The sequence below is a fragment of the Coleofasciculus sp. E2-BRE-01 genome (assembly GCF_040221695.1).
Classification (GTDB): Bacteria; Cyanobacteriota; Cyanobacteriia; order Cyanobacteriales; family Coleofasciculaceae; genus Coleofasciculus.
On sequence record NZ_JAVKEA010000253.1, the window covers coordinates 1 to 25,155 of the forward strand.

The following is a 25,155-nucleotide window of genomic DNA, read 5'->3' on the forward strand; positions in this document are numbered from 1 at the left end:
CAAAGACGAAATAATTCGATAGAAGTCCCGTTGAACTAAGCTGGGTGTAACTTTGAGCGATTCAGTTTGAGTCAAATAACTCTCCCAAGGACGGGGTAAAACAGTAGCTAATTTCCTGGCTTTCCACAAATTGAGATAAGCTAACAAGATCAGTTGGAACCAATTTTCCTCATGATGAACTTCAGGAGTAAAATAGGTAGTCATTAACAATTTTTGTTTACCAAAACGAAAAAAATGTTCTAAATCATAACGTTGTCCGTAAGCTTGATGACAGTCTTGAAGGCTCAACTCATGACGGCGAGAACCAATTACTATCAGCCACATCGGTTTCCAGACAGATTTCCCCGTGTCATCACTCACCACAACTTGAAGTAATCGAAAAGGATGTTTGTGCATCTTATAATTTTTAGTTCCTTTCATTAACAGTTGATTCCAACCGGAAATTTTGAGATTCAGGCTCCGTCCTCTTTTAGTTGTCAAGGTTGATTGAATGACTTCATCGGGTTCGCCCCAACTTGTCTCATCTTTGAGATCAAATCTGTCTCCATACCAACGAGGATGACCCGATGATTTTTTAGGAGAATCTGAGGGGATAAATTTTCGGTAGAATACTCGATTGCTTTTGACTCGAATGATGGAAACCAAATTATCTTCATTTCGTAAGCTAAAGCGACAAATCCAAAAAATAGCTTCAGAAGGAGAAGTGGCTCCGCCTCATTGTCATGTGATTCGTTATCAGACGAAGCAAAATAAAAAAATTTACTGGTATTATAAACTACAAGCCATTGAGCCGATTTTTCCTAGGGCTAGTGACAATAATAAAAAAAGCAAATACTTATATTTAGGAAAAGCTGGCAGTGAGGCTCATATTGATGCTGTGGAGAAAGTAACAAGAAGGGGACTTATCGATGAATTGGAAAGAGTTATTAATTCTCTCCAGGAAAGTTATTTAGATGTTTGTTTTGGGGGAGAAACTGAGCCGGATCTCTCTGGAGAAAATGAGGGAGTTAAAGACGAGTAGAACTTTTCGGTCATAGTCAAATTAATTCCTCTTAATTAAGTCCAAACTACATTTGCGTAAAAGTTACGCAAATGTAGTTTTTTTGTCCAAAGTCCAAAGATGTAAAATAGGCTGTACTAATTGTCAGATTATAGAACGTGAAAAAGGGTATAGTAAAACGCTGGAGATATATTACACCGTAGCTAAACAGTTTAAACGTTGATTTTCTATCTAAAGATATAGGTAGATTTTAATCGCTAGGCTCATTTTTTTTTTATGAGCCACCGTTTTTCTTGTAAAATCATTATACATGAAGCGAACACATTAGTGAAAAAACGCAGTTATTTTCAAAAAATATAATAGTCACTTTAGAGAATGTATAAAAAGCATTTAAAGAGCAAACAAAGTTTATTCGGGGTTTACAAAAAAGCCTGGACAGGGTATCTTTGTACTAAGCCGTATAAGTAATCAAGAAATAGTCACAGTGACCCGAACATCCCCAGCAGAGACTTCACCAAAAGAAGTTGCCCCTATTTTTGCCCGCCACGAAACCTTCCACCCAAGGTTTAGTTGGCTCAAAAAAGGATTTGATGCGGCTTGTCAAGACTCCAGCGTATTTCTCAAAGACGATGCTCCTGTTATTTTAGGGGTGGGGAAGAACATGGTACGTTCTATTCGCTACTGGTGTCAAGCGTTTAAGGTTCTAGAAGAAGACAAACCGAGTGATTTCGGGTGGAAAGTTCTCGGTGATAGGGGTTATGATCCATTTCTTGAAGATCCAGCTTCGTTATGGTTACTTCATTGGTATCTGCTGAAACCTACTTGTGAAGCCGCTGCTTGGTACTACACCTTTAATGTATTCCGCCAAGTTGAATTTACATCTGAAGATTTGCTCAGAGGACTCAAAAACTATAGAACTGAATTAGGAACTCGTACTGCTGAATCGTCTCTCAAGAAAGATGTCACCTGTATTCTCCGTATGTATAGTCAGCCAGAAGGGAAAACGAAATTAATAGAAGACTCTATTGATTGCCCTTTTGCCGAACTTGGAATTATCCGGATGACAGTAGACGCAAAATACTATACTTTCCGCATTGGACAAAAAGTGAATCTTCCGGCTGAGATTATTGTTACGGCTTGTTTAGATTATGCTCAAACTCGTGGCAGTTCAAAAACCATTTCAGTTTCCAGTCTGACTTACGACTCGGGGAGTCCTGGGGTCGTCTTTAAACTCCCCGAAAGTGCGATTGCTGAAGCGATTGAGAAAATATCTCGTAGCAGGAAAGGAATTGCCATTTCTGATACCGCTGGATTAGTCCAATTTTCGTTTACTCAAGACGCTACTCTACTTATAAAAGAGATATTAAATCAGTATTACCGAACGAGAGGTCATCAATGAATCGTCAAACGCTTGAACAATATTTTAGTCTCAACCGTCGTTACTCTCGTTCAGTGAATTTAGAGCGAGATTTAACTCGACCAGACGCTTTAAAGGGTTATGTTTTAACGGAACGGGCAGTGGATGCTTTGCGACGGATTTTAAAAGGCTTAACCACGGCTGAAGCCAATCATGCTTGGACGTTAACCAGTGTTTATGGCACCGGAAAGTCTGCGTTTACCCATTATCTTACCTCTGTTTGCGCCCCTGCTCAGAGCCAGATGCGTTCCTTTGCTTTAGAAATTGCTCGGCATACACCACCCGCAGAAAGTAGTGACTATCAAGCGTTAACTAAACTTCCGGAAAAGGGTTTATTTCGAGCTGTAGCAACAGCAGCAAGAGAACTGCTGTCATCCTTGCGTTCATTGCCACCAATTGTAGTACAACGGCACAGTTATAAAACAGGGACATTACGCTATTTTGAACGGCATTATCTGGATAGCACATTGGATTTAACTCAACTCCGGTGCGACAGTGCTGATGCGGATGGTTATGTGGGATATTGGGTGGATGATGAGTCACCAACTCAGGTTCCCGCCGTGACTGACGATCGCAAACCTTTGGTTTTACTGGGTGCAGCAAAACTAGATGTCCTGCGTTTACGTAGCCGGGAATATGCGGCTTTGAAAGCGATTCAAGATACAGCATCAGAATTACAATCGGATGGGGTAGCCCGCAAAGAAGTGCGCTTTCGGGTGGTTCAAGCCGAACAGCTTTTGGATGAAACCCTGGCGCAAGCCTTTGAGATGACAGGGAATGACCAGCAATGTTGGGTACAGGGGGAAGCAGAACGGATTGGTCACATTACGGATTTTAATGCCAAACTGTCCGAGGTGTGCGATCGCGTCTATGATCAAAGTCCGATTTTGTGGAATGAATTGATTAACCGTCGGGATCTCACCTCCCAAGGTGCAAAAGCCAGACGGGAACTGATTACAGCAATGGTTGAACGGGGGAATCAGGAAAAGTTAGGACTAGAAGGCTATGGTCCGGAAGTGAGTATGTACTATTCCCTGTTAGGGGAAACTGGTATTCACCGCCAAGAGGAGGGAGAGTGGGACTTTTACCCACCCTCGGAAGGGGCGAAAGTGGGTTCCTTTTGGCAAGCAATTGAGAAATTTTGTTTATCAGCTAAGGAGAAACCCAAAACCCTTGACCAAATTTATCAGCGTTTAGCAGCGGCACCCTACGGTATCAAACCTGGGGCGATTCCGGTGATGTTAGCGGCGGTTCTGCTACACCATGTTGATGATCTGGGGGTTTATCGAGATGGGACGTATATTCCGATTTTGGGTTCAGAACACTTTGAGTTATTGGTTAAAGATCCCTCGCGGTACGCGGTGAAGTATTTTGAAGTGGTGGGGTTGCGATCGCAAGTTTTTAAGGAACTCGAAGCGATTTTACGCCAATCGAAGCTTAAGAAAGGGAAAATCCGGAATGCCACGCTGTTAACGGTTGTGACTCCTTTATATCAATTTGTTAATCGGCTTCCGGCTTATACGAAGCAAACCCAGCGAATTAGTCAGGAAGCGCAGAGGGTTTTGACTGCACTCAAGGAGACAACTGAACCGGATGAGTTGTTGTTTACCCAGTTACCCAAGTCCTTCAATTTACCGCCGATTGAGACGGAAGCTGGGGATGATGGAACAATTGCCAAAAGCCTGCGTTCGCAACTGGTGCAGGTACTACGGGAGATTAATACAGCTTACGAAGGCTTGTTGAGTGAATGTCAACGCTTGCTGCACAATGCGTTTGGGGTCAGTAGTCGGGAACAAAAACTGCGGGAAGAATTGCGGGTGAGATCGCGTCCTTTGGTGGGAAAATGTGTCGAGCGAACACTGGATCTGTTTACCAAAAGGGCGGTGGATGAGGAGAAGACAGACGGGGAGTGGTTAGCAGCCTTGGTAACGATTTTCGCCGATAAGCCAGTGGAGTCATGGACGGATGAAAATGTCACGGCGTTTGAAATTAAACTATCGGATTTAGCGCGGCGGTTTAAGAATCTGGAAGCGTTAAATCACGACACTCGAAAGGGGGATGGGTTTGATGCGCGTCGGATTACGGTAACACAACCGGATGGACAAGAAACTCACCGTTTGGTGTGGGTTGAGCATGATCAATCCCAGAAGCTGGATCAGTTGGTCGAGAAAGTATTGCAGGAGGAGATTATGCGAGATAATCCTCAACTCAACAAAACCTTAGTTTTAAATTGACACTTCCTCAAAAAATAAGTTTGTATTGCATCCCAGGAAATTCAAACTTTGCATTGTTCGCTCCCGCAAGTTTGGCTACAAGCAGGATGAGCCAAGCGAGGATCTACAAGCTGTCCGCAGACAGCACAGTTAAAAGGTGTTTGCATTTTTGTTCTTTGTTATTTTACTTGATAACCTTAAATGTTATCATAAATGCCAACTAAAGGTTAGCTTGGCTCTGCCATAATGGAAACTATGGGAAAAGCAGGTCAAGCACTCAAACAAGTCTTAACGTCTTACGACATCAGCCAAAGCCAACTGGCTACAGAGTTGGGGGTTGAGCGTCCTATTGTCTTTCGTTGGTTTCATGAGCAGACCGATCCCACTGCTGAAACTGTCGCGGAGATTGTCAGAGCTATCCAAATCATTGATCCAGAAGCCTCTAGAGAGTTTGTTGAGATTTACTTAGGTCATCTGACAACCAACACACCTACGAACTTAATCAGGCTTGACTCTGGACAGCTACCCGAATCAGATCAAGTTGATGTAGTTGCACTATCTCGCCTCTTTTCAAACATCACCACATCTTATAAATACCTCTTTTTTCTGTCTCTTCTTGACATTCTTAAACGACGACAGTTTGAAGTGCTTTCTTCAATCAGCTTTAAAGAAATAATCGTCGAAATGTTGGCAAACGCTTGGTATCCTCACACTTACTTTAAGCTGTCCTTTGGAACTCAAGATAAAATTGCTCAAAAACTGGACTCTTTAACGTTAGAGATTACAGCTCCCATACTAAAATTTACAGACATCAATAAAAAGTTATTACGGACAACGATTGCATTTCAAGATTTGAGTGATTCAATTAATTATCTTAAACGCTATGTTCCCTTTCGCCTCATTGCCCCTTTCTTAGAGGCAGAACTCAAAGCAGCAAATGTTAGTAAAGGTAGAGGTAATGATTTAGAAAAGGCTATTCCCGCCATTGCTGATCAATATTTTGACTCCCAAAAGCCTTTATATAAATTTGATCAAACAGATTACAACGATTGTGAATCAATTTTTATTCATTCCGATTGGGCGACGTATTTAGAAAAACACTATGCCATTATTCGGGGTTGGGCATCCTGGGAATGGGTGAAGTATATGCAGCAACGTAATCCCAACACGCCCAACATCGTCAGTAAAATATTTATGCCTCAGCAAAGAGGCTCTTTATCATCACAGACGAAATACTGGAAACAGGTTTTAGCGGTTCAACCCGTTAGCTGTATCTACTCAGGACAACTTTTAAATCAAAAAAATCTCAGTTTGGATCATTACTTGCCTTGGTCATTTGTTGCCCATGATCAGCTTTGGAACTTAATTCCAACTCATCCAAGTGTCAACGCTTCTAAATCTAATAACTTACCTTCAGCAACCTACTTTAACGATTTTGTTGAATTACAATATTTGGGGTTAACTGCTTCTTACCAAGTCCTGAGTCATCAAAAATGGTTAAAAGCCGTTGAATCCCATATTTCTGAGTTAAAAATGAGCGATGCTGAAGATCTACTCGACATCGAAAAATTAAGGAAGGCATACGAACTAACGATTCATCCTTTGATGTCTTTAGCTACTATTCAAGGCTTTAGCCCCGATTGGTCATATCACTGATTTAAAGTTCAATAGCACTGTTATTTGTATTAGTGGAGAAGTCCAAGCTGACCTAGGCAAAATGTTGATCCAAGCCCTCCGCCGTGCTTTAGAAGAGTATGGCATTGAAGACGCGATCGCGCCGCCCAAGCCGTTTCCCAAGCCGCTCAAAATCTAGCTCAATTAGTGGGTGCATCCCCGAAAGAAATTATCTTTACATCGGGGGCAACCGAAAGTATTAATATTGCAATTCAAGGGAGTATCGCCGCCAGTCATGACTCTTCACCCCGCATTGCCATCTCTCCGGTAGAACACAAGGCGGTTTTAGATACCTGTAAAGCATTAGAGAAAAAAAGACGGGCGGAAATTATTTACCTTCGCGTTGATTCCCAAGGCAGGTTAGATTTAAACCATCTCGAACAAACCTGTCGGCATGGGGTTTCCTTGCTCTGCGTCATGGCAGCTAATAACGAGATTGGGAACATCTATCCCATTGAAAAAATTGGTCGTATTACCCAGAATTATAATATTCCTTTCTTATGCGACGGTTCCCAAGCCGTAGGTAAAATTCCGATTAACGTTGCTGAATGGGGAATCACCTATTTAGCTGTGTCAGGACATAAATTTTATGCTCCACAAGGGGTTGGCGCTTTGGTACTCAAACGAGGTAATACCCTAGAGCCAATCTTGTTTGGAGGAGGACATCAAAAAGGATTAAGAGCCGGTACACTGAATCTGCCGGGAATTGTCGGTTTAGGAGAAGCTTGTCGGTTGCGACAGTTGGAGATGGTACAAGATGAGAGTGCGATCGCCGCTAAACGCGATCGCCTGCAAGCTCAATTAGCAGAAAAAATTCCCGAACTTATCGTTAATGGAGATATTAACTCCCGTCTGGCTGGAAACCTGCATATCTCCATTCCAGGTATTCCCAACAGTGCCATGATCGCCAGAGTACGTCGAAAATTAGCCATTTCCAGGGGATCAGCTTGTTCATCAGGCGTAGAAGCCCCTTCTCATGTCTTGCGTGCGATGAATCTTCCTGAAGATGTTATTGAGGGAGCATTACGAATCGGAATCGGGAAATTTACGACAGAAGCTGAAATTGATCAAGCGGCGGATATTTTAGCGAGTACCGTTAAAGATATTTCTCGTTTACTCGCCTAGAACGCCTAAACTGAAGTCTCAACATGGCTACGGGATTGAGAAATAATTAGGGCGATCGCGTCTAAGTCGGCTTTAGATGAAGGCGCATGGTTTATAGGAATAGACATAATTATTGCCACAACGGATACCGAAGACTTTAACCGATTGCTCAAACAGCATCAGATTGAAGCTAGACGCTGGAGAGATATTACACCTTGGCTAAACGGTTGAAAACTTGAAGTTCTACCTAAAGATAGAGGTAGATTTGAACCATTCGCCTTGTATTTGTAGGGGCGCAAGGTTTGCGCCTAAAAAGCTGGCATGAAACTGTAAAACTTCTTTACAAACTGCCGGAGATTACAAAAATTGACTTAAGTCAAAGCGTTATCTGCCAAAAATTTCCTAGAGTAGAGATAGAGAGACTGAATATAGGAAAAAGTAACTCATGTTTTGCGAACAGTGTGAACAAACCGCCAGTGGTAATGGCTGTCATCAATGGGGCGCATGTGGTAAAAGTCCCCAACTTAACGCCGTTCAAGATTTATTAGTCTACTGCTTGCGCGGACTTGCGCCAGTGGTGATTAAAGCCCGTCAGTTAGATATTTCTACTCACGACGAGGATGTCTTCACCTGCGAATCCTTATTCGCCACGATGACGAATGTCAATTTTGACCGAAAACGCTTTACCAAGTATGTCCGTGAGTGTATCGAGAAGCGAGATAATTTAAAAGCTAAAGTCAAGGAAGCTAGTCCCGAACCCGTCAAATGGGGAAGAGTGTCTGGGTATCATCCTGACTTTAATGAGAGTTTAGTCGAGCAGGGTCAAGATTTAGCATTAGGCTTCATTAGTGAATCGGCGCGTGATGTTGACATCTTCTCCCTGAAACTCACGGTTCTCTATGGAATTAAGGGCGCTGCTTCCTACACCTTTCATGCTCAAGAATTGGGACAGGAAGATGAGCAGGTGTATCACTTTATTCAAGAAGCCTTAGATGCGCTAAATCATCAAGATTTCACCTTGGATGATTGGGTGAATTTAGCCTTAAAGGTAGGAGAAATTAACCTGCGGGCGATGGAACTATTGGATGCGGGACATACCAATACTTATGGACATCCTACGCCAACTCCTGTTCCCCTCAATCCCCGAAAAGGCAAAGCTCTCCTGGTATCGGGACATGATATCAGACAACTGGAAGCCATCCTGAAACAGACGGCGGATACAGGGATTACGGTTTACACCCACGGCGAACTTTTACCCGCTCACGGTTATCCTTTACTTAAACAGAACTATCCTCATCTGTACGGGCATTATGGAACAGCTTGGCAGAATCAAACCAAAGAATTTGGTAAGTTTCCAGGGGCGATTATTGTCACTACCAATTGTTTGATGCCGCCTCATGACACCTATGATGAGAAACTGTTTACCATTGGTCCTGTTGGGTTTGCCGGCATCAACTATATTCCACCGGAGGAGGGTAACATCCCCGACTTTAGCCCAGCGATTCAAAAATCCTTAGATATGCCTGGGTTTGTGGAAGAGCAACCCCCGCGTCAGGTAATGGCAGGATTTGCCCGGAATGCGGTGTTAAATGTGGCGGATCAAGTGATTGATGGGGTTAAGCAAGGCAAAATTCGTCACTTCTTCTTAGTTGGCGGCTGTGATGGCGCGAAACCAGAGCGCAATTACTACACTGAATTTGTGGAAAAAGTACCGGAAGATTGTATTGTTCTCACCCTAGCTTGTGGTAAGTTCCGTTTCTTTGACCAACAGTTGGGAGAAATTGGTTCTCTACCTCGGTTGATGGATGTGGGACAATGTAATGATGCCTATTCCGCGATTCAAATTGCCTTAGGATTAGCGAAGGCGTTTGATATGGATGTGAATCAATTGCCTTTGTCGATGATTTTGTCGTGGTATGAACAGAAGGCGGTGGCTGTGTTGTTGACGTTGTTGTATTTGGGAATTAAGGATATTCGTTTGGGTCCCACGTTACCCGCGTTTATTTCTCCGAATGTTTTCAAATTGCTGTCGGAGAAGTATCAGTTGAAGGCGATTACTACACCCGATGAGGATTTGGCGGCTTGTTTGGGTTGAGTTAGTTAGGTGAGGGGGTGTGGCTTTTGTCGCGCCCCTTTTTACTTGGATGTTGGGTTTTGTGGTGTTAATTTAAAGTGGAGGGTTACCAATGGCAGGAGTTAACATATATAGAGGAATTATAGAGGAATTATTCTAAGGTACGCATTTCGATAATATCTTCTTCGGTAAATAATTGTGGTGAGCTTCACAGACTGCACCTCAATACTGAAACATTTTAGTAATTTTTCGAGATCTTAGGATAATTCAAATGACTGGTGGCTGTTTTGGACTCAACTCAAATGCCATCTGTGATCCATAAAAGCAAACATCAAACTCCACCAAGAAATTCATGCGCCCTAGCAGCAATGGCACATCATTAGATTGACTCCACGCAAAAACTAAGCGCACCGGAGAGAAAGACCATATTTTTGCAGATACCATCAAACCTCTCGCCTCGACAGGTGCTAAATTTCCAGCAAGTGTTACAGATGTCATCTGATCTTGCCAAACTGCTCCAAGGTGAACACCAACACTATAGGGTAGGACATTGACACTAGCACCAGTATCCACTAAGCCTGTAACTTCTACAGAAGCATTGCCGTGTGTAAGAGTAAGAGGCAAGAGTGGAACTAGATCGGTAATTCCAAAAGTATCCTGTGTTTCTGTGAAGGGGAAACGCTGCGAGTTAAGCATTAAGTAGGTGGACACAATTAAAGTTAGCAGTGGAGATTAGGGAACAGGGAACAGTAAGGGTTTGAGGCTTGTTTACATAACTTAATCTAGTTAAGTTGATTTCCACCAACCTACTTACTTATTCCCTTATCCTCTTCTAGCAACTCAGCGAGCTTGTGGGCAGCTTCATGTGAATTATACGGAGACCAAACAGTATAGGTTGCTCCGGGTTGCAAAAGCGCATCTTCCTCCTTGGCAAGCTCAAGGACTAAAAATTGCATAATCCTTAGTTTATCGGCGCGGGAGAGATTTTTTAGTGTCGGAAGAAGCTCTGTTACAGTCATATTAGTTAAATCTAGCCTATTTATTCCAATTTTAACTTTGTCGATCAACAGCATCCTGCGAGGAAACGCGATCGCGCACAATTTCAAGATGCCATTCACCGAACAGGTATCTGCTCCTTGCTTAACTGCTCGAATCCAGGTGGAAGAGCTAAAGGCTGAGAGATAGACATGGGTGACACGAACTAAGGGCTAGTCACCACCATAATAGCTTGGCAGACCGTCTACGGTGCGATTGGACAACTCCAGCATCTGAGACGCGATCGCACTTGCTTGTGTCAGGTATACCAATCGGTTAGGCTCATTGCTTATTGCCATTGCTTTCAATGTAACGACGTAGAACAGTATTAATGACTGTCTTGTATTCTTTATCTTGGGCTTTGAACCAAGCTATTACATCTGGGTCGATCTGAATCAGATGGCGTGCTTTATCTGCTGGAATTCGCAGTGTCGCGCCCTCAAAGAATTCATCTGTCAACGGTGGGATGTCAGAATAATCAATATCTTCATCAGACATTGATTCGAGTGCTTCCCAATTAGTACGTGAGGTATTGTTCAAATCGTTTTCGCTCATATCGATTTGCCTTTCGTGCTGAACGAATTTTCCATGCCCGTTCATCTTCTAGTTCGGCTAAAAGACGAGTCGCGATCGCATCTTGCTCTTCTTCTGGCAATTTCTCAAGCTGTGCAATAACCCGCTGAAGTAATTCAGTCATCTTTCCTAACTGTAGATAGTTTTCTACAAAGCATCATAGCAGTACGCTGTAAACGTCTGGTTAAAATGCTAACGACCGTGGCGCGATCACAAGAGAGCTACAGATAAAGTAGAGGTTAGATTTCCTGTCGTTTTCCCAACCTACGACGATCAGCGAACTAAACCATTGCAGAATCAGCAAGATGAGAAAGGTTATTCTCAAGGCTGAACTCAACTTGGAAATCTGTAGCTTTAACCTTGGGAATAACTTTGCCTTTATCTTTCACTAGCTCAACTATTCCATATCTTTCTAAAGTTTTTAGTGTTCTAGACAGGTTAGACTTCTTCCGATGGGTTAGCTCTTCAAGCTCTGAAATAGAACGTGGCTCGTGGTTAATGATTATTCTCAGCAAGTCTTGATTTTCATTACTCAAGACTTGGGCTAGCGACTTCATCGATTCAAACCATACTTTCGGTTCATCTTTTTGGGGCTTATATTCTCCTTTGGCAATCGCTATAGTTCTTTTGATGTAATTTTCTCTAGAGATAATCCCTATTTTCATAACCTTATTTTCCATGGAAATCACCTCTTATTTTGGAATAATAATGCGATTCACATCAGTCCAAAAATCTTCTAGTAGTTGACCTGCACTTTCAAACTCATAAGCTTCTACAACATTTCGTTTGTGTTTGTGATCCCAGACAGTTCGATTAGCCGTGTATTTATTCCCTTTACGCTTTATTCCATGTGCATTATCATATCCGATAATTCTTTCATTTCTACTGTTATGTAAAGTCAAACTATATTTGATGCCATGGGGTATATGCTCATTTGGAGCCACCTTCCGAGCTTCAAATTTCGTCCAATAGCCGTTTTCCATGGGGAAGATTTCCCCATCTAGGTCAAGTAACGTTTCAAGTCCGTAGTCCCTATCTTCTTGGCTCAAAATATACCTGTCTTTAATATTCTGTAGAGACAGTTATCATCAGATCATAACTTTATTATGTCTCCTTTGTCAATCAACCTCTATGAAGGGGAAACGCTGCAAGTTCGTGCTACAGTGCGATTGATTGGGCAAGTTCCAGCATCTGAGATGCGATCGCACTGGCTTGTGTCCGGTATATTAACTTAGCATTAAATGGCACGCTCAGATGAGGCTGGTGGGCATTGCCCACCCTACGGTAGATCAAAGGTTTCGGTGATACCTAAATGCTTAAGCCGTTCGGCATTTAAACTTTAATTTTAATCATGACGAAATCCTTGCCGTAGTGCGAGCATCTTGCTCGCTACATTGAGCATCTTGCTCGCTACTCATACCCAATTTAAATGCATAATAACTTACTCGGATAACCAGCCAAATACAGACGCCACACTTAGATTTAGTTCATTGGCAAAGGCGGGAACGGGAAGTTTCTGTTCGGGTTGATCAAACACCTCTAGTTTCTGTTGGGGGAGATAAACAAACACCGTTTGCTAATCTGGGTCAATTAACCAACCCATTTGAGTTCCATGATTAAGACAATGCAATATATTTTTGGTTACTTTAGTCTGACTTTGGTCAGGTGACAGAATCTCGATTGTCCAGTCAGGAGCAATGGGAAAGGTATTCGCAATTTCACCATTCGCGTCACGGGGAATTCTCTCCCAAGTAATTACGGATACATCAGGAACGATTGAGCGTCCACCAAATGTGCAACGTAGCTCTGAAAATGCTCGTGCAACCCGTCCAGGTTTAAGAATTACGTTGACAGTCGTAGAAAACTCCGTTTGAATTGTACTGTGCTTACCCTGTGGCATTGGCTTCTGAATGATTTGCCCATTAATATATTCACTAGCGGGTTTGGTTTCTGGTAGTTTCAGGAATTCTTCCAGAGTTATGGATCTCGATGGAGTCTGTACCATTGGGACTTCCTGGCGAAAGAAACTGAGGTATGTCTACCTGAATTGTACGCGATCGCGAGTGCTTATGACGAAGATAGCGTAACGACGAGCGTGCTATTAATTGGAATCTTGAGACTGTCCACATTGTTTACAATACGGTAAATACTTATAAGTCATACTGTGACAATTATGACATTCAGCGTATTGATAAAAACCACAGTGGGGACAGTAAGCATCATGAGTCGGAATTTTATTAGCACACCGGATACATCGTGATTTTTGCACTCGCCTAGCTGCTTGTACTTTTGGATTAAAGACAATTTTTTGGAAGAATTTGATAATGCCAAACCCAATCAGAGGAATTAGTAAGATATAAGCATAACTGACCAGAAAAACGAGTCCGCCTAAAAGGGTGCTGATGAGATCAACGATAACTTGAACGATTGCACCAAATTGCAAAAACTCAAATATCTTAAAAATTAATGGTATAAAAAATACGACTGACAAATGCCAGCTAATTAGGGCAATGAGTCCATATCCTTTTCGTTGAGCAAAATTGTAAACCGATAAAGAAAGGAAAATTAGCGGTAACAGAAAAAGCGATTGAAAGCTGAATTGGATGCTGGGATACCAAAAGGATGCCTGTTGGTAGTCATTTTCAACTGACTGAAATGTCCCATCATCCTTAAGCAAGTTGATAAAAGCTAAACTTTCAGGTTTCGCCGTTAGTTGATTTTTCAGTTCAGCAATTTCCTGTTTAAGCCTAGCAATATTGCGGTTATTTTGTTCGAGCTGCTGTTTGGCTTTCTCCGCCTCAACTAGATTAATCGATTGCTCACGAGGCTGACCTGCTATTTTTTCCAATAAAGTTGAATCATATTGCTCACGAATACGGCGATTCGTTTGTTCAAGTTCATTGATTTCTGTTTGTTTCTGATCAATCGCTGTTATAATTTGCTGATTTCCTGGATTATTGAGTTGATCTTTGTAACTGCCATACTCTAGGCAGGTTTGAGAAACAGTACCTAGACGTCCTACCGCCGCTTGTTGATAGGTTTGCTGGAAAGTAGATTGATAGTTTCTTGCAGAAATAACTGAGAACTGGATAATCTCATAATCTTTATCTGAAGTTGTTTGGGTTTGGTAATTTTTCCACTCAGAATAACAGGGATAAGCCTGGGAAGGGTTAATATACCATTGGCTAATATCATTTAGTCCGGTAAAAACATTGACTAAAATAAAAATATCAATCAAGATAATGACAATCAAACTTACCTTATTGAGGGGTTCATTGTTGATTGTCCTTGATCTTCTAAAAAACCGATTCAACAGACGGCGTAGTTGAGTAAGCATATTGTCTTTTCAAGAGTAGATTAATATGAGGGAAATAAGCTGTGAGTAAGCTGTCAATTTGATAACGAGGCAGACGGGGAAACGCAACGGCATTGATGTACACAAGTAGAGTATCGTCAGCTATGCTGATTACTCCCAGTAGTTCTCCCAATTATCTTGGAACGCCTGTTGTAGCTTTTTCATGTAAGCGTATGTTTTAATCTTCACCATCCACACCTGATTAGAACTACGATTACCTCCCTTACATACAACACCCTCAGCAACACTATACTTCCCTTGACGGACATCATCGATAAACTTGCCAGTGAGTTTGCCGCGATAAACAATTTTGGGGATGTTGAATTCACTGAAGTCACGGATAAATTGCTCAGGATGAATGATATCTTTATCAGTCTGGACATCAAAAAGTATAAGTTGTTTAGCCTCCTCTATTTTATGCATTCCAGCAAAAGAGCTAGATCCTAAAAATTCTGTAAATACTGTAATTTCCGGACAGAAATATTGAGGGTTATCTCGAAATAGGCTATCCAGAGAATTGGCAAAATCGTTCTGGAAAATCTCAGGTGCTTCCTCCAAGCCAGGATGATCAGCATTAAATTCAGCAATACCCATATCGTCCAAGTCAAATCTGTCTCGACGTGTGCCGAAAGCATACCAGCCAAGCTCAACCTCCCAAACCCAATGGAGATTAGTACCATCATATTTCTCAAAGGCGATACATCGCTCTAGAGAACAGTTTCTACTATCTGGGATTTTCGGATATACAAGCTTGACTCGTGACATGGCTATACATCCTGTCCTACAGAAGTCTAATTAATATATCATAATCCGACTTAGAGGACGCCTTTATAATTATCTCCTTTTGCGCTTGGTAGTAGATAATTTGGCAGCCGTACCTCTCCAGAGAATTAATAGAGGAATAGACGCCAAGCCTAATGGTATGACAAGCATAAAGGATTGCAAAATAATCGCATTAATCAGTATTAATAAAGCTGGTACTCCAAAGATGAACCAGCCGGAAATTAGTATCCACCAAGAGATTGTTCCCGCCGAGAGACTTCTAAAGGCTCGACCCCTGAGATAAATTTCTCCCATAGGATCATATCCAGAGGGAATTCGTTCCTGATAGGGAGGTGTTTGATCTGGGGGAACTTCGATAAAGAGTTTATCTTTATTGACTTCATCATCGTCAAAAAATGGGTTCGGATCGTTGGGGTTACTCATCTATCTGTGTAATTCGAGGTTACCTCAGTTCATTTTCAACCAACTAAACACCTGAGTTACGGTTACTGTCAGTTCAATTTCTGACAATACAGGTAAGGAATCTTCTCCCTGGAGGAGAACAGGTTGTTGCTGGGTTAGAAAGACTAAAATACTCAGATCATCAGGATCAATAAACCATCCTAAGCGACTCCCATACTGGAGACAGTGGAGAATATTGCCAATAACTTTATTCGGTTTTTGTTCCGGAGAAAGAATCTCTATCGTCCAATCGGGTGGCAGGTCAAAATTATCAGGAACGTCATGATTGACGGTAAAGGGTATGCGTCGCCACTGAAATACAGCAACATCGGGGACAATAGAACGTCCCCCGAAGCTACACCGTAATTCAGGAAAGGCATAAGCAATTTTGGCATCTTCAGCGGTTTGATTGATAGCTGCACAGAGTTTTCCTTGCAATCGGCTGTGTCTTCCTTTTGGCATTGGTTTCTGGATAATTTCTCCGTTGATATATTCCCTCGCTGGTTTCGTTTCTGGAAGTTGGAGAAACTCTGACAAGGTGATGGATTGGGTGGTTGCTGTCATTGTTTTGGAATCATAGGGTATGGAATAGGTTCTGAGTTTAGCCTAACTGATTTGGGCGACGCATAGGGTTAAATATCGAGCCAAATTCACAACTCAAGACAAGATCGTTAATGCTGCTGTATAGCGATAAAATTCATCCTTACCCTCCAGACACAAATTTGTCGGATTCCCAGTCAACCTCTGTACAACGACAGAATTCATTGCCGCATAAATCGGCGGTTAAGGAGTTATAGTGTTATGAAACGATGGATTGTGTTGATCATCGCAGGTTGTTTGGGTAGCGTAACGGCGTTAGAAATGGCTTTAGCTAATCTATCGCCAGACAAGAAGGGAAATGAGAATCACGTCTACGCTTTAACTCAAAACTCAACCCTTAAAGTTGATCAGGTTTGGGAGTTGATTGAAAATGCTCGTGCTTCAGCTAAGACAAACCAGTCAGATCAACCTATCAGACTTTTATCACAAGCCTTTGAACTGGCGCAAACTTTAGAGGAACAAACCACTCGCAATTCGCTTTTATTCACAATTATCGCTGAGTATGGTAAAATTGGCGCTTACTCAGACGCGATCGCACAACTCTCAACAATTAGTTACGATACACTTCTACCAGACAATCAAGGCTATTCTGTCCGAATGAAAGGGGAGGTATTATTGACTCAAGCTTATATCAATCAGCAAAAGTATGAGCAAGCCTTGTCCTATGCCCAGAACTTAGAACTTGATGCCGCTAAACATCGAGCATTGGTAAATATTATAACGGGATATGCCCATGAAGAACAATTTGAAACGGCAATTCCCCTGAGTCAAACCCTGGAAGCCGATAGCTATCAGCAATACCAGGCTCAATCTGCTATGTTGGCGGAATATATCCAGCGCCATGAATATGACGCTGCATTGGCTTATGTTCAGGGAATACCTAATAGTGATAATAAAGATAGCATCGCGCGATCGCTAGCTGAGGCGGCATGGCGTTCCGGACGCTATGATATTGCTTTAGAAAGTAGTCAAATCATTACCAATCTCTCCCTAAAAGTCACAATCTTAAGAAATTTAGCCCAAGCGCTGGTAGCCGTGGGACAACAGGAACAAGCCGCGTCAATCGTTTCCCAAGCCTTTGAAATGAGTAAAAAAAGCGAGGAGTTTTTAGTATTTGATTGGGTGAAAGATTTTCTGGCAACTGGACAGCAAAACCAAGTTAATACAATTCTGAATAATTTAACGGGAGCCAACGATTACCCAACCGCATACAATCGTTTTTTGCTGGCGAATGCTTATCTAAATCAGGGACAATATAGGGAGGCGTTTAAATATGCAAAACTGATTCCAGATCGGATATTATTACCTCTCGCCGAATACAAAGATCTTAAAGTTGAGCTATTTGAGTCCATTATTCAGCAAGCATTAGAAGCTGGACAATATGAGTTTGCTCAGGAGGTTGCGCTTACCCTAACCCATAAGGAAGACCAGGTAAAAACGTTACAAATAATTGCTCGTTGTGGAATAGAAATGGGTCAAACTAATCAAGCGGTTTTATCACTCAATCAAGCGCTTTCTATTGCCAAAACAATTGAATCAATTTCTGTGGTTCCAGAACGGAGTCTATTTTGGATTGAACCCAATGCTAGTCTTTTAATCCCCATTGCCGATGATTATATCGCTTTAGAACAAAAGGAAGCTGGACGTGAAACCCTAGCCTTAGCCATACAATCGGTGCAAAACTTTGAAAATCAATATGCTTTTGATATCCCCGTCTGGACAAAAAGTCAAGTCCTGCGCCAGATAGGGAAAAGGTATATGGAATTAGGGACTCCGGAGCCAGCCGCTAATCTGCTCGCAATCGCACTTGCCGATGTACCCAACCTAACCAGTAATCGTGACATTATCCAGGAATCTTTAGCCATTGCTACAGCTTATGCAGAAATAGGAAATCCTCAATTAGGACTTGAGATTATCGATAAAACTCTGCCCTTGGTAGAAACAGTCGAACGGAAATCCGAACAACTATCCCTGTTAATTACGATTGCCCATAAATTAATTCAGTGGGGAAATACAGCCAAAGGCGTTGAACTGTTAAATACGGCAAGTTCTGCCATGGATACATTGGAAAGCGATGCTGAAAAAATTCCATTAATGCTCTCCAAAATTGGAGTCTATCTCAACCTGGGAGAAGATGTTGAGCCGTTAACTCGCCAAACCTTGGACATGATTCTGGGGTTGAGTTCTGAGTATGAACAGTCCAATCATTTGACCAATTTAGCTACAGTCTTGGCTCAGGATAAATCCCAGAACCTGGCGCCCAAGATTATGGCAAGGGTTCCGAATCAACTGGATAAAACCCGCCTGCTTTTAACCCTGACTCAAACATCTGCGGCGCAAGGCAATCTATCTCTCGCCTCTGAACAACTCAGCCAAGCTTTAACGGTTGCTAATACCCTTGACGAACAACAGCGAGATGAGTTACTCACGAATACAGCAGCATCTCTGGCAAATTTAAATGAGTTGCATCAAAGTTATCGGGATGAAACCTGGCGCTATAATTTGGCGACAGATATTGCTCAAGGGATTACCAATCCTGAAACAAAAGCGACATTTTTAATTAAACTTGCGCTAAATTATGCTAATGTAAGTGATAGTTTAGCCGCCGAGAAAACCCTAACGGCTGCACTGGAAGCGGCTAAGAAAATTGAGCAACCCCAACAATGGCAGACTCAACTTTGGCAAACGATGGATGTAGCATTAAGTCAGAAACGCTATGATTTTATCGAACAGGTAGCGAATGGACTAGGGGATGCCATCTATAAAACTAGCCTCCTGCGACAACTGGCTCAAAAATATGCGATCGCCGGAAATCAACCTAAAGCCCTAGACACCTTATCCCAAGCCAGACAGATAGCCTCTACCATTGAGAACGAACAGACCCGACAACAAGCCCTAGCCGGGATTATCCAGCAACAAGGGGGATGGTAGGACATAGATGATCAGGCATTAAACCAACGCCGAGGAGGGGATGGTAGGGGCACCATCCTTGCGCCCAGAAAATAGCTATGCCGATTCTAAAGGATCTGGAATTAGACCTGCCATATCTGTAAGGATGATATATATTTGTATGCCAAAAACAAGGGGCAGATATAAGTGATTGATATTCTGTGGCTCCTGGTCTGTTCTGGCTTGGTATTCCTGATGCAACCCGGGTTTATGTGCCTAGAGTCAGGGCTGACGCGATCAAAAAATAGTATCAATGTTGCTATTAAAAACTTAGCTGACTTGGGCATATCTATCGCCTTATTTTGGGCGTTCGGATATGCTTTTATGTTTGGTACCTCCGTGCTAGGGTGGGTTGGCTCAACTCATTTCTTCGTTCACGTTGAAGCTACACCCCGGCTAGCGGCGTTCTTTTTGTTCCAAGCCATGTTTTGTAGCACCGCCACTACGATTGTCTCCGGGGCGGTAGCGGAACGGATGAAGTTTCGGGCTTATCTAATCTTAGCGGGTTTGGTGTCTGGTCTGATTTATCCCCTGTTTGGACATTGGGCGTGGAACGGGATTGATTTAGATGTATCCGTGGGGTGGTTGGAACAATTAGGCTTTGTGGATTTTGCGGGGTCTACAGTGGTTCACAGTTTGGGGGGCTGGGTATCCCTCGCCAGTTTGATGATTATCGGATCACGCACCGGGCGATTTCCGGATCATCTACCACCGCGAAAAATCCACGGTTCTAATTTACCCCTTTCGGTGTTAGGTGCCATGTTACTGTGGATTGGCTGGTTGGGGTTCAATGGGGGCAGCACATTGACTTTAAATGAGCAAGTCCCTAGTATTATTGTGCATACCGTGCTGGCGGGTATTGCCGGAATGATGGCAGCGGGAATGGTGAGTTGGTATCAGTGTCAACTTCCGGAAGTCGAATCCCTCATCAATGGTTCCTTAGCTGGATTAGTCTCGATTACCGCCTGTTGCCATGTTGTCACATCTCCCGCATCCGTGATTATTGGGGCGGTTGCAGGGATTATTGCCACCTTGATGTCGAGGGGGTTGGAACGGTGGCGAATTGATGATGCGGTAGATGCTATACCTGTGCATCTGGGTGGAGGAATTTGGGGAACATTAGCTGTCGCATTGTTTGGTCAACCGGAATTAGTGAATACGGGGTTGAGTCCAGTGCTACAGCTTGGTGTACAGGGAATCGGAATTCTCAGTTGTGGGATTTGGGCATTTGGTTTAACCTATCTCCTATTATTCATCACCAATCGTTTTTTCCCAATGCGGGTGAGTATTGAGGCGGAACAGATTGGTTTAAATGTGTCCGAACATCGCGCCAAAACTGAGATTTATGACCTGTTTCAGGTCATGGAAGCCCAAGCCCAGACCCAAGATTTAAGCTTACGAGTGCCTGTCGAACCGTTTACCCAAGTCGGTCAAATTGCCCAGCGTTATAACCAGGTGATGGATGCCTTAGAAGATGCTTTAACGCGCACCGATGCCATTGTGAAAACGGCAATGGATGCGATTATTACCTTCACCAAACCTCAACTCAAAATTGTTACCGCTAATCCGAGTGCGAAAGAGATATTTGGGTATTCTATCAACGAATTTACGGGTATGGACATTCATCAGCTATTGGATTGGTCAACACCCGTAGCCGATGAGACGGATAGGGGAATGGAACGGTTATTAAAAGTGGGCAGACATGAGATTGTTGGCTGTCGGGTTGATGGGTCTCGCTTTCCTCTAGAAGCGACGGTTGTGGAGACGAAATCGGGTCAATATTGCTTTTATACGGGTACATTGCGCGACATCTCCGAACGCAAACAAGCCCAAGCCGATTTGTTTCGGGCAAATCAGGAAATTACCACGCTCAATGAACGTCTCAAGGCAGAAAATTTGCGGTTGAGTGCTGAACTTGAAGTCACTCGTCGCTTGCAACAGATGCTGCTTCCAAAAGAGGCAGAATTGAATCAAATTACTGACTTAGAGATTTCTGGATTTATGGAATCGGCAACGGAAGTGGGTGGAGATTATTATGATATCTTACCCTATCGCGATCGCGTCCAAATTAGTATTGGTGATGTGACGGGACATGGCTTAGAAAGCGGGGTATTAAGCTTAATGGTACAAACCGCCGTCCGCACCCTATTAGAAAGTAACCAAACTGACCCCAAGCAATTTTTAGATATCCTCAATCGCACCATTTATCAAAACATCCAGCGGATGAACTCCGACAAAAACCTCACCTTGGCTTTGTTGGACTATCAAAAAGGTATCCTAAATTTGAGCGGACAACATGAAGAGATCATTGTCGTGCGGACTGGAGGTCATATTGAGCGAATTGATACTATTGATCTAGGGTTTCCCATTGGTTTAGATGCTGATATCGCTGATTTCGTGGCACATATTCAAGTCCAGTTAAATCCGGGAGATAGTGTTGTCCTCTACACCGATGGGATTCCAGAGGCAGAAAATGCCCAAGGGATACCATACGGCATCGAACGCTTGTGTCTGATTCTCAGTCAGAATTGGCAACAATCCGCTGCTGAAATTCGGCAAGCCGTTATTGATGACCTACGCCAGCATATTCAAGCACAGCAACTTTATGATGATATCACCTTACTCGTGATTAAACAAAGAAAAATTTTTGAAGTTTAATTGCCTATTGCCTATTGCCTATTGCCTGTTCCCTGTTCCCTGTTCCCTGTTCCCTAACCAATGACAAACAACCCATGGTTTTCAATCCGTTCTGCCCTAAATAATCGCGTTTTTCCTTATTTTGCCTCCTTCTTAACGGTAGTTATCCTGCTAACCGTAGTTTGGGGTTTTGAACGCGCTGAACACCAACGGTTTTCCGAACAACAACGTTCGGATGTTCTCAATCAACTGAGTGCAGCGAGAGCCCGCTTGGAAGCCGCCCTAAACCAGCGACTTTTTCTCACACGAGGTTTATTGGCGTATGTGTCCACGATTAACCCGGACATTACCCAAAATGAATTTGAGCGTCTCTCCAGCGTCCTCGTCGAAGATCAACAAAGGATTGAATTCTTAGCCCTGTATAAAGATAATATCGTTAGTCATCTCTATCCCTTAGCCGGAAATGAAGACGCGATTGGCTTTAATCCGATGACGATTCCGGAAGAACGAGACGCCATTGAGAGAGCCATTCAAAGTCGCCAAACTGTTTTTGCCGGTCCGTTGCAGTTAGAACCTAAAAAAAATTGGGGATTTATTAGTCGTACCCCGATATTTCTCACCCCCCCAGATCAACCCCCCCAAAGTGGTCGCTACTGGGGTCTAGTTGGTATTGGTTTTGACCGGAACACATTATTTAAAGACGCCGAATTACTCAATCCATCCAACCAAATCCAATATGCGATTCGTGGCAAAGATGGGTTGGGTGAAACGGGAGACTTATTTTTCGGCGATGCTAGTATTTTCCAACAAAATCCCGTCAGTTTAGAGGTAACGTTACCCAACGGAACATGGCAATTAGCGGCGATTCCTGTCAACGGATGGGCATCAACTGCACCTATTTCCAAATGGTTGTGGATAGGGGGCGGATTATCAGCACTATTAGCTGGAGTGTTAGTTTATATCTTAGTCAGTGAGCCAGTTCGACTGCAAAAAGCGGTTCAACGAGCGACTATCGCATTGCGCCGGAGTCAAGATGCCCTCCAACATGCCAATGAAGAATTAGAAACGAGAGTGGAGAAACGCACGGCTCAATTGGCTCAAGCGAATCAGGAAATTACCCTGCTCAATAGTCGTTTGAAAGCCGAAAATCTGCGCCTGAGTGCTGAAGTTGAGGTAACTCGTCGTCTGCAACAGATGATGTTACCTAAACAGGAGGAACTGAACCAGATTGCTGAATTAGACATCGCTGGCTTTATGGAACCCGCTACTGAAGTTGGTGGTGACTATTATGATGTCCTGCAAAATAATGGTCATGTCACTATTGGTATTGGCGATGTCACGGGACATGGGTTAGAAAGTGGCGTCTTGATGATTATGGTACAAACGGCGGTGAGAACGTTATTGGAAGGAGTGAAAACGGATTCAAAGCAATTTTTAAGTGTCCTGAATCGAACGATTTATCATAATATCCAGCGAATGAAATCTGAGAAAAATCTCACTCTCTCCCTCCTGGACTATCACCAAGATAAACTGCGCTTGAGTGGACAACATGAAGAAATGATTGTCGTGCGTTCGGGTGGTAAAATTGAGCGAGTTGATACCATTGATTTAGGCTTTCCCATTGGTCTAGTCGCCGATATTGCCGATTTTGTCGCCGATGCGGAAATCCAGTTACATCCTGGCGATGTGGTGGTTCTCTACACCGATGGAATTCCCGAAGCTGAAAATCCCCAAGGCGCACAGTATGGGATTGAACGTCTGTGTCAAATTCTCAGTGACAACTGGCGACAGTCAGCCCAGGAAATTCGCCAAGCCGTGATTGAGGATGTGCGGCGTCATATTGGGACACAAAAGGTTTATGATGATATAACGCTGTTAGTGATTAAACCCAAACCATCCTTGCTGCGCGATCGCTCCGGCGTCGCACCAATTCAACAGGATAGTTAGGGAATAGGGAACTGGGAAAAAGATTACGCCTGACGTTTACAAGTTATGATTGTTTTCTTTGGCACTCCTCAAACAGACTACCGACAAACGCGATATGACTCAGATCTTTGGAGATTTCAACGAACAGCTACCTCCCAGTGAGGAATACCTGGTTATCCAATTTTCACCCAGCTCAATTCCGTTAAAGCATCGCTGGCGGAATAATGGGTTATCCGCAGATTTCATGGCTGACTATGTGGTAACATTTTTTCCGACTGACCAAGAGGATACGAATGCTACAGCTCAACAAGTCGAGATTAAGAGTGCTGTGAGTTACATTGCCAATGAGCTGTTAGAGAACGCCATGAAGTTTAACGAGGATACCTCACCGCACGCCATTAGTATCGCCTTACACCTGTATAACGACAGCTTAGTCTTCTTAACTAAAAACACGGTTCCTCCTCAAATTCTGGATAATTTTCAGGCATATCTCCAGAAATTGACGACATCAGACCCCCAAGAGTTGTATATTCATCAGTTAGAACAAAATGCAGCAGACGAAACCAGCACGGCTTCTCGCTTAGGATTTTTAACCATGATCAATGACTACATGGCAACCCTCGGCTGGAAGTTTGAAACCCTGGCAAAGACGCCACCGATTACCACCGTCACCACCATGGTGCGATTGATGGTATAGTATTTCTTTCATCTTATATACAAAACCCTATAGTTTAGGGTTTAGGGTTCATTGTGTTGAACCACTCTATTAGACATCTCCGATAATTCATCTGAAACCATTGTCAAACAGTGGTTAAATCTTAATTTCTAGAGATGTTTATAAGTAAGTTTGTTTATTTAATCAGCTTTTGAGAACGCCATAATTTTGTCAAGGATGGGAAAAATGGAAGTTAAAAGTGATACGTATAGTGTATTGTATGATAAAGAAAATTCAACCGTTTATTGGAAAGGTTCCCTAAGGCTAAGTGGTACCGAAGAATATGCACCAATTATAGACTTACTCGATCAAGCCATAGAGAGTCAGCCCTCTATCCTGACACTTAACTTACGAGATATGCAATTTCTCAACAGTTCGGGAATTAGCATGTTGTCGAAATTTGCGATTAAAGTTAGACAGAAAAAGACGATTAAAATGATTGTAAAAGGTTCTCAGAACATTCCTTGGCAAGGTAAATCGTTAAAAAACTTGCAGCGACTTATGCCAAGTTTAACGCTAGAAGTCGAGTAGGGGCGCAAAGCTTGCGCCCGGATTCAGGAGTATTGAGATTTTTTTCAATCTCGTAGGGTGGGTTAGGCGGGAATTGAATTCAGGCGATAATCCTGCAATGAACTATCCGCCGTAACCCACCGATATTC

At 42.9% G+C, this 25,155-nt stretch carries 20 protein-coding genes and 4 pseudogenes; 12 read left to right on the forward strand and 12 right to left on the reverse strand.

From position 1 onward, the window contains the following. A pseudogene (locus tag RIG66_RS33800) lies at positions 1 to 651 on the reverse strand (transposase); the annotation flags it as partial. Here RIG66_RS33800 and RIG66_RS33805 point away from each other — a divergent pair. The 6 genes and pseudogenes from RIG66_RS33805 (at position 632) to hcp (ending at position 9,503) form a co-directional block, all read left to right on the forward strand. After that, complete coding sequence (locus tag RIG66_RS33805; RefSeq protein WP_446384494.1) at positions 632 to 1,021, forward strand: hypothetical protein; 390 nt, start codon at positions 632 to 634, stop codon at positions 1,019 to 1,021. The pseudogene RIG66_RS33800 and the gene RIG66_RS33805 sit on opposite strands and share 20 nt — an antisense overlap. A gap of 463 nt (positions 1,022 to 1,484) precedes the next feature. Further along, complete coding sequence (locus RIG66_RS33810) at positions 1,485 to 2,399, forward strand: DUF4007 family protein (RefSeq protein ID WP_446384496.1); 915 nt, start codon at positions 1,485 to 1,487, stop codon at positions 2,397 to 2,399. Positions 2,400 to 2,779: 380 nt separating this feature from the next. Then, positions 2,780 to 4,642, forward strand: a pseudogene (locus tag RIG66_RS33815) (hypothetical protein); the annotation flags it as partial. A 243-nt stretch (positions 4,643 to 4,885) separates the two neighbouring features. Continuing rightward, the gene (locus RIG66_RS33820; RefSeq protein ID WP_446384544.1) at positions 4,886 to 6,286 is read left to right on the forward strand and encodes an HNH endonuclease domain-containing protein; all 1,401 of its coding nucleotides are present in this window, start codon (positions 4,886 to 4,888) and stop codon (positions 6,284 to 6,286) included. A gap of 114 nt (positions 6,287 to 6,400) precedes the next feature. Beyond that, positions 6,401 to 7,429, forward strand: a pseudogene (locus RIG66_RS33825) (cysteine desulfurase family protein); the annotation flags it as partial. Positions 7,430 to 7,853: 424 nt separating this feature from the next. Further along, positions 7,854 to 9,503 carry a hydroxylamine reductase gene (gene hcp / locus RIG66_RS33830; RefSeq protein WP_446384498.1) on the forward strand — a complete coding sequence of 550 codons (1,650 nt, stop codon included), beginning with the start codon at positions 7,854 to 7,856 and terminating at the stop codon, positions 9,501 to 9,503. 246 nt (positions 9,504 to 9,749) lie between these two features. On the opposite strand, the gene RIG66_RS33835 is transcribed toward hcp, so the two are convergent. From RIG66_RS33835 to RIG66_RS33860, 6 genes are all read right to left on the reverse strand, one after another. Continuing rightward, positions 9,750 to 10,178, reverse strand: coding sequence for a retroviral-like aspartic protease (locus RIG66_RS33835; RefSeq protein WP_446384500.1), 429 nt, complete (start codon positions 10,176 to 10,178; stop codon positions 9,750 to 9,752). Positions 10,179 to 10,288: 110 nt separating this feature from the next. Further along, positions 10,289 to 10,501 (reverse strand): hypothetical protein, encoded by a 213-nt coding sequence (locus RIG66_RS33840; RefSeq protein ID WP_446384546.1) that lies wholly within the window; start codon positions 10,499 to 10,501, stop codon positions 10,289 to 10,291. 298 nt (positions 10,502 to 10,799) lie between these two features. Further along, entirely contained in the window at positions 10,800 to 11,072 is a 273-nt protein-coding gene (locus tag RIG66_RS33845) for a BrnA antitoxin family protein (RefSeq protein WP_446384502.1), read from the reverse strand. After that, on the reverse strand, positions 11,035 to 11,214 hold the full coding sequence (locus tag RIG66_RS33850; RefSeq protein WP_446384504.1) for a hypothetical protein: 180 nt from the start codon (positions 11,212 to 11,214) through the stop codon (positions 11,035 to 11,037). The genes RIG66_RS33845 and RIG66_RS33850 overlap by 38 nt, the downstream gene beginning before the upstream one ends. Before the next feature lie 157 nt (positions 11,215 to 11,371). Beyond that, positions 11,372 to 11,770, reverse strand: a complete 399-nt coding sequence (locus RIG66_RS33855; protein WP_446384506.1) for an HVO_A0114 family putative DNA-binding protein — start codon at positions 11,768 to 11,770, stop codon at positions 11,372 to 11,374. A 12-nt stretch (positions 11,771 to 11,782) separates the two neighbouring features. After that, positions 11,783 to 12,139, reverse strand: coding sequence for a toxin-antitoxin system TumE family protein (locus RIG66_RS33860; RefSeq protein ID WP_446384508.1), 357 nt, complete (start codon positions 12,137 to 12,139; stop codon positions 11,783 to 11,785). A 57-nt stretch (positions 12,140 to 12,196) separates the two neighbouring features. On the opposite strand from RIG66_RS33860, the gene RIG66_RS33865 reads away from it, so the two are divergent. Beyond that, the gene (locus RIG66_RS33865; protein WP_446384510.1) at positions 12,197 to 12,325 is read left to right on the forward strand and encodes a hypothetical protein; all 129 of its coding nucleotides are present in this window, start codon (positions 12,197 to 12,199) and stop codon (positions 12,323 to 12,325) included. A 206-nt stretch (positions 12,326 to 12,531) separates the two neighbouring features. Here the strand turns inward: RIG66_RS33865 and RIG66_RS33870 are convergent. From RIG66_RS33870 to RIG66_RS33890, 5 genes and pseudogenes are all read right to left on the reverse strand, one after another. Then, a pseudogene (locus RIG66_RS33870) lies at positions 12,532 to 13,095 on the reverse strand (Uma2 family endonuclease). Positions 13,096 to 13,191: 96 nt separating this feature from the next. After that, entirely contained in the window at positions 13,192 to 14,427 is a 1,236-nt protein-coding gene (locus RIG66_RS33875) for a hypothetical protein (protein WP_446384512.1), read from the reverse strand. A gap of 129 nt (positions 14,428 to 14,556) precedes the next feature. Further along, positions 14,557 to 15,210, reverse strand: a complete 654-nt coding sequence (locus RIG66_RS33880; RefSeq protein ID WP_446384514.1) for a hypothetical protein — start codon at positions 15,208 to 15,210, stop codon at positions 14,557 to 14,559. A gap of 69 nt (positions 15,211 to 15,279) precedes the next feature. Beyond that, positions 15,280 to 15,651, reverse strand: a complete 372-nt coding sequence (locus RIG66_RS33885; protein WP_446384516.1) for a hypothetical protein — start codon at positions 15,649 to 15,651, stop codon at positions 15,280 to 15,282. 24 nt (positions 15,652 to 15,675) lie between these two features. Next, on the reverse strand, positions 15,676 to 16,233 hold the full coding sequence (locus RIG66_RS33890; RefSeq protein ID WP_446384518.1) for a Uma2 family endonuclease: 558 nt from the start codon (positions 16,231 to 16,233) through the stop codon (positions 15,676 to 15,678). 237 nt (positions 16,234 to 16,470) lie between these two features. Between RIG66_RS33890 and RIG66_RS33895 the strand changes: the two genes are divergently transcribed. The 5 genes from RIG66_RS33895 to RIG66_RS33915 all read left to right on the forward strand — a co-directional run bounded on the left by RIG66_RS33895 (position 16,471) and on the right by RIG66_RS33915 (position 25,027). Continuing rightward, a complete protein-coding gene (locus tag RIG66_RS33895; protein ID WP_446384520.1) occupies positions 16,471 to 19,200 on the forward strand; it encodes a tetratricopeptide repeat protein in 2,730 nt (909 codons plus the stop codon). Between the two features lie 165 nt (positions 19,201 to 19,365). Continuing rightward, a complete protein-coding gene (gene amt, locus RIG66_RS33900) occupies positions 19,366 to 21,876 on the forward strand; it encodes an ammonium transporter (RefSeq protein ID WP_446384522.1) in 2,511 nt (836 codons plus the stop codon). A gap of 60 nt (positions 21,877 to 21,936) precedes the next feature. Further along, positions 21,937 to 23,802, forward strand: a complete 1,866-nt coding sequence (locus RIG66_RS33905) for a SpoIIE family protein phosphatase (protein WP_446384524.1) — start codon at positions 21,937 to 21,939, stop codon at positions 23,800 to 23,802. A gap of 94 nt (positions 23,803 to 23,896) precedes the next feature. Then, positions 23,897 to 24,478: a slr1658 superfamily regulator gene (locus RIG66_RS33910; RefSeq protein WP_446384526.1), complete on the forward strand. Its 582-nt coding sequence runs from the start codon at positions 23,897 to 23,899 to the stop codon at positions 24,476 to 24,478. Between the two features lie 204 nt (positions 24,479 to 24,682). After that, entirely contained in the window at positions 24,683 to 25,027 is a 345-nt protein-coding gene (locus RIG66_RS33915) for a slr1659 superfamily regulator (protein ID WP_446384528.1), read from the forward strand. Positions 25,028 to 25,155 lie beyond the last annotated feature (128 nt).

Coding starts and splice junctions, on each gene's coding strand:
- RIG66_RS33805 (WP_446384494.1), top strand. CDS start 632: ATGATGGAAACCAAATTATCTTCATTTCGTAAGCTAAAGCGACAAATC.
- RIG66_RS33820 (WP_446384544.1), top strand. CDS start 4,886: ATGGGAAAAGCAGGTCAAGCACTCAAACAAGTCTTAACGTCTTACGAC.
- hcp (WP_446384498.1), top strand. CDS start 7,854: ATGTTTTGCGAACAGTGTGAACAAACCGCCAGTGGTAATGGCTGTCAT.
- RIG66_RS33835 (WP_446384500.1), bottom strand. CDS start 10,178: ATGCTTAACTCGCAGCGTTTCCCCTTCACAGAAACACAGGATACTTTT.
- RIG66_RS33840 (WP_446384546.1), bottom strand. CDS start 10,501: ATGACTGTAACAGAGCTTCTTCCGACACTAAAAAATCTCTCCCGCGCC.
- RIG66_RS33845 (WP_446384502.1), bottom strand. CDS start 11,072: ATGAGCGAAAACGATTTGAACAATACCTCACGTACTAATTGGGAAGCA.
- RIG66_RS33850 (WP_446384504.1), bottom strand. CDS start 11,214: ATGACTGAATTACTTCAGCGGGTTATTGCACAGCTTGAGAAATTGCCA.
- RIG66_RS33855 (WP_446384506.1), bottom strand. CDS start 11,770: ATGGAAAATAAGGTTATGAAAATAGGGATTATCTCTAGAGAAAATTAC.
- RIG66_RS33865 (WP_446384510.1), top strand. CDS start 12,197: ATGTCTCCTTTGTCAATCAACCTCTATGAAGGGGAAACGCTGCAAGTT.
- RIG66_RS33875 (WP_446384512.1), bottom strand. CDS start 14,427: ATGCTTACTCAACTACGCCGTCTGTTGAATCGGTTTTTTAGAAGATCA.
- RIG66_RS33880 (WP_446384514.1), bottom strand. CDS start 15,210: ATGTCACGAGTCAAGCTTGTATATCCGAAAATCCCAGATAGTAGAAAC.
- RIG66_RS33885 (WP_446384516.1), bottom strand. CDS start 15,651: ATGAGTAACCCCAACGATCCGAACCCATTTTTTGACGATGATGAAGTC.
- RIG66_RS33890 (WP_446384518.1), bottom strand. CDS start 16,233: ATGACAGCAACCACCCAATCCATCACCTTGTCAGAGTTTCTCCAACTT.
- RIG66_RS33895 (WP_446384520.1), top strand. CDS start 16,471: ATGAAACGATGGATTGTGTTGATCATCGCAGGTTGTTTGGGTAGCGTA.
- RIG66_RS33905 (WP_446384524.1), top strand. CDS start 21,937: ATGACAAACAACCCATGGTTTTCAATCCGTTCTGCCCTAAATAATCGC.
- RIG66_RS33910 (WP_446384526.1), top strand. CDS start 23,897: ATGACTCAGATCTTTGGAGATTTCAACGAACAGCTACCTCCCAGTGAG.
- RIG66_RS33915 (WP_446384528.1), top strand. CDS start 24,683: ATGGAAGTTAAAAGTGATACGTATAGTGTATTGTATGATAAAGAAAAT.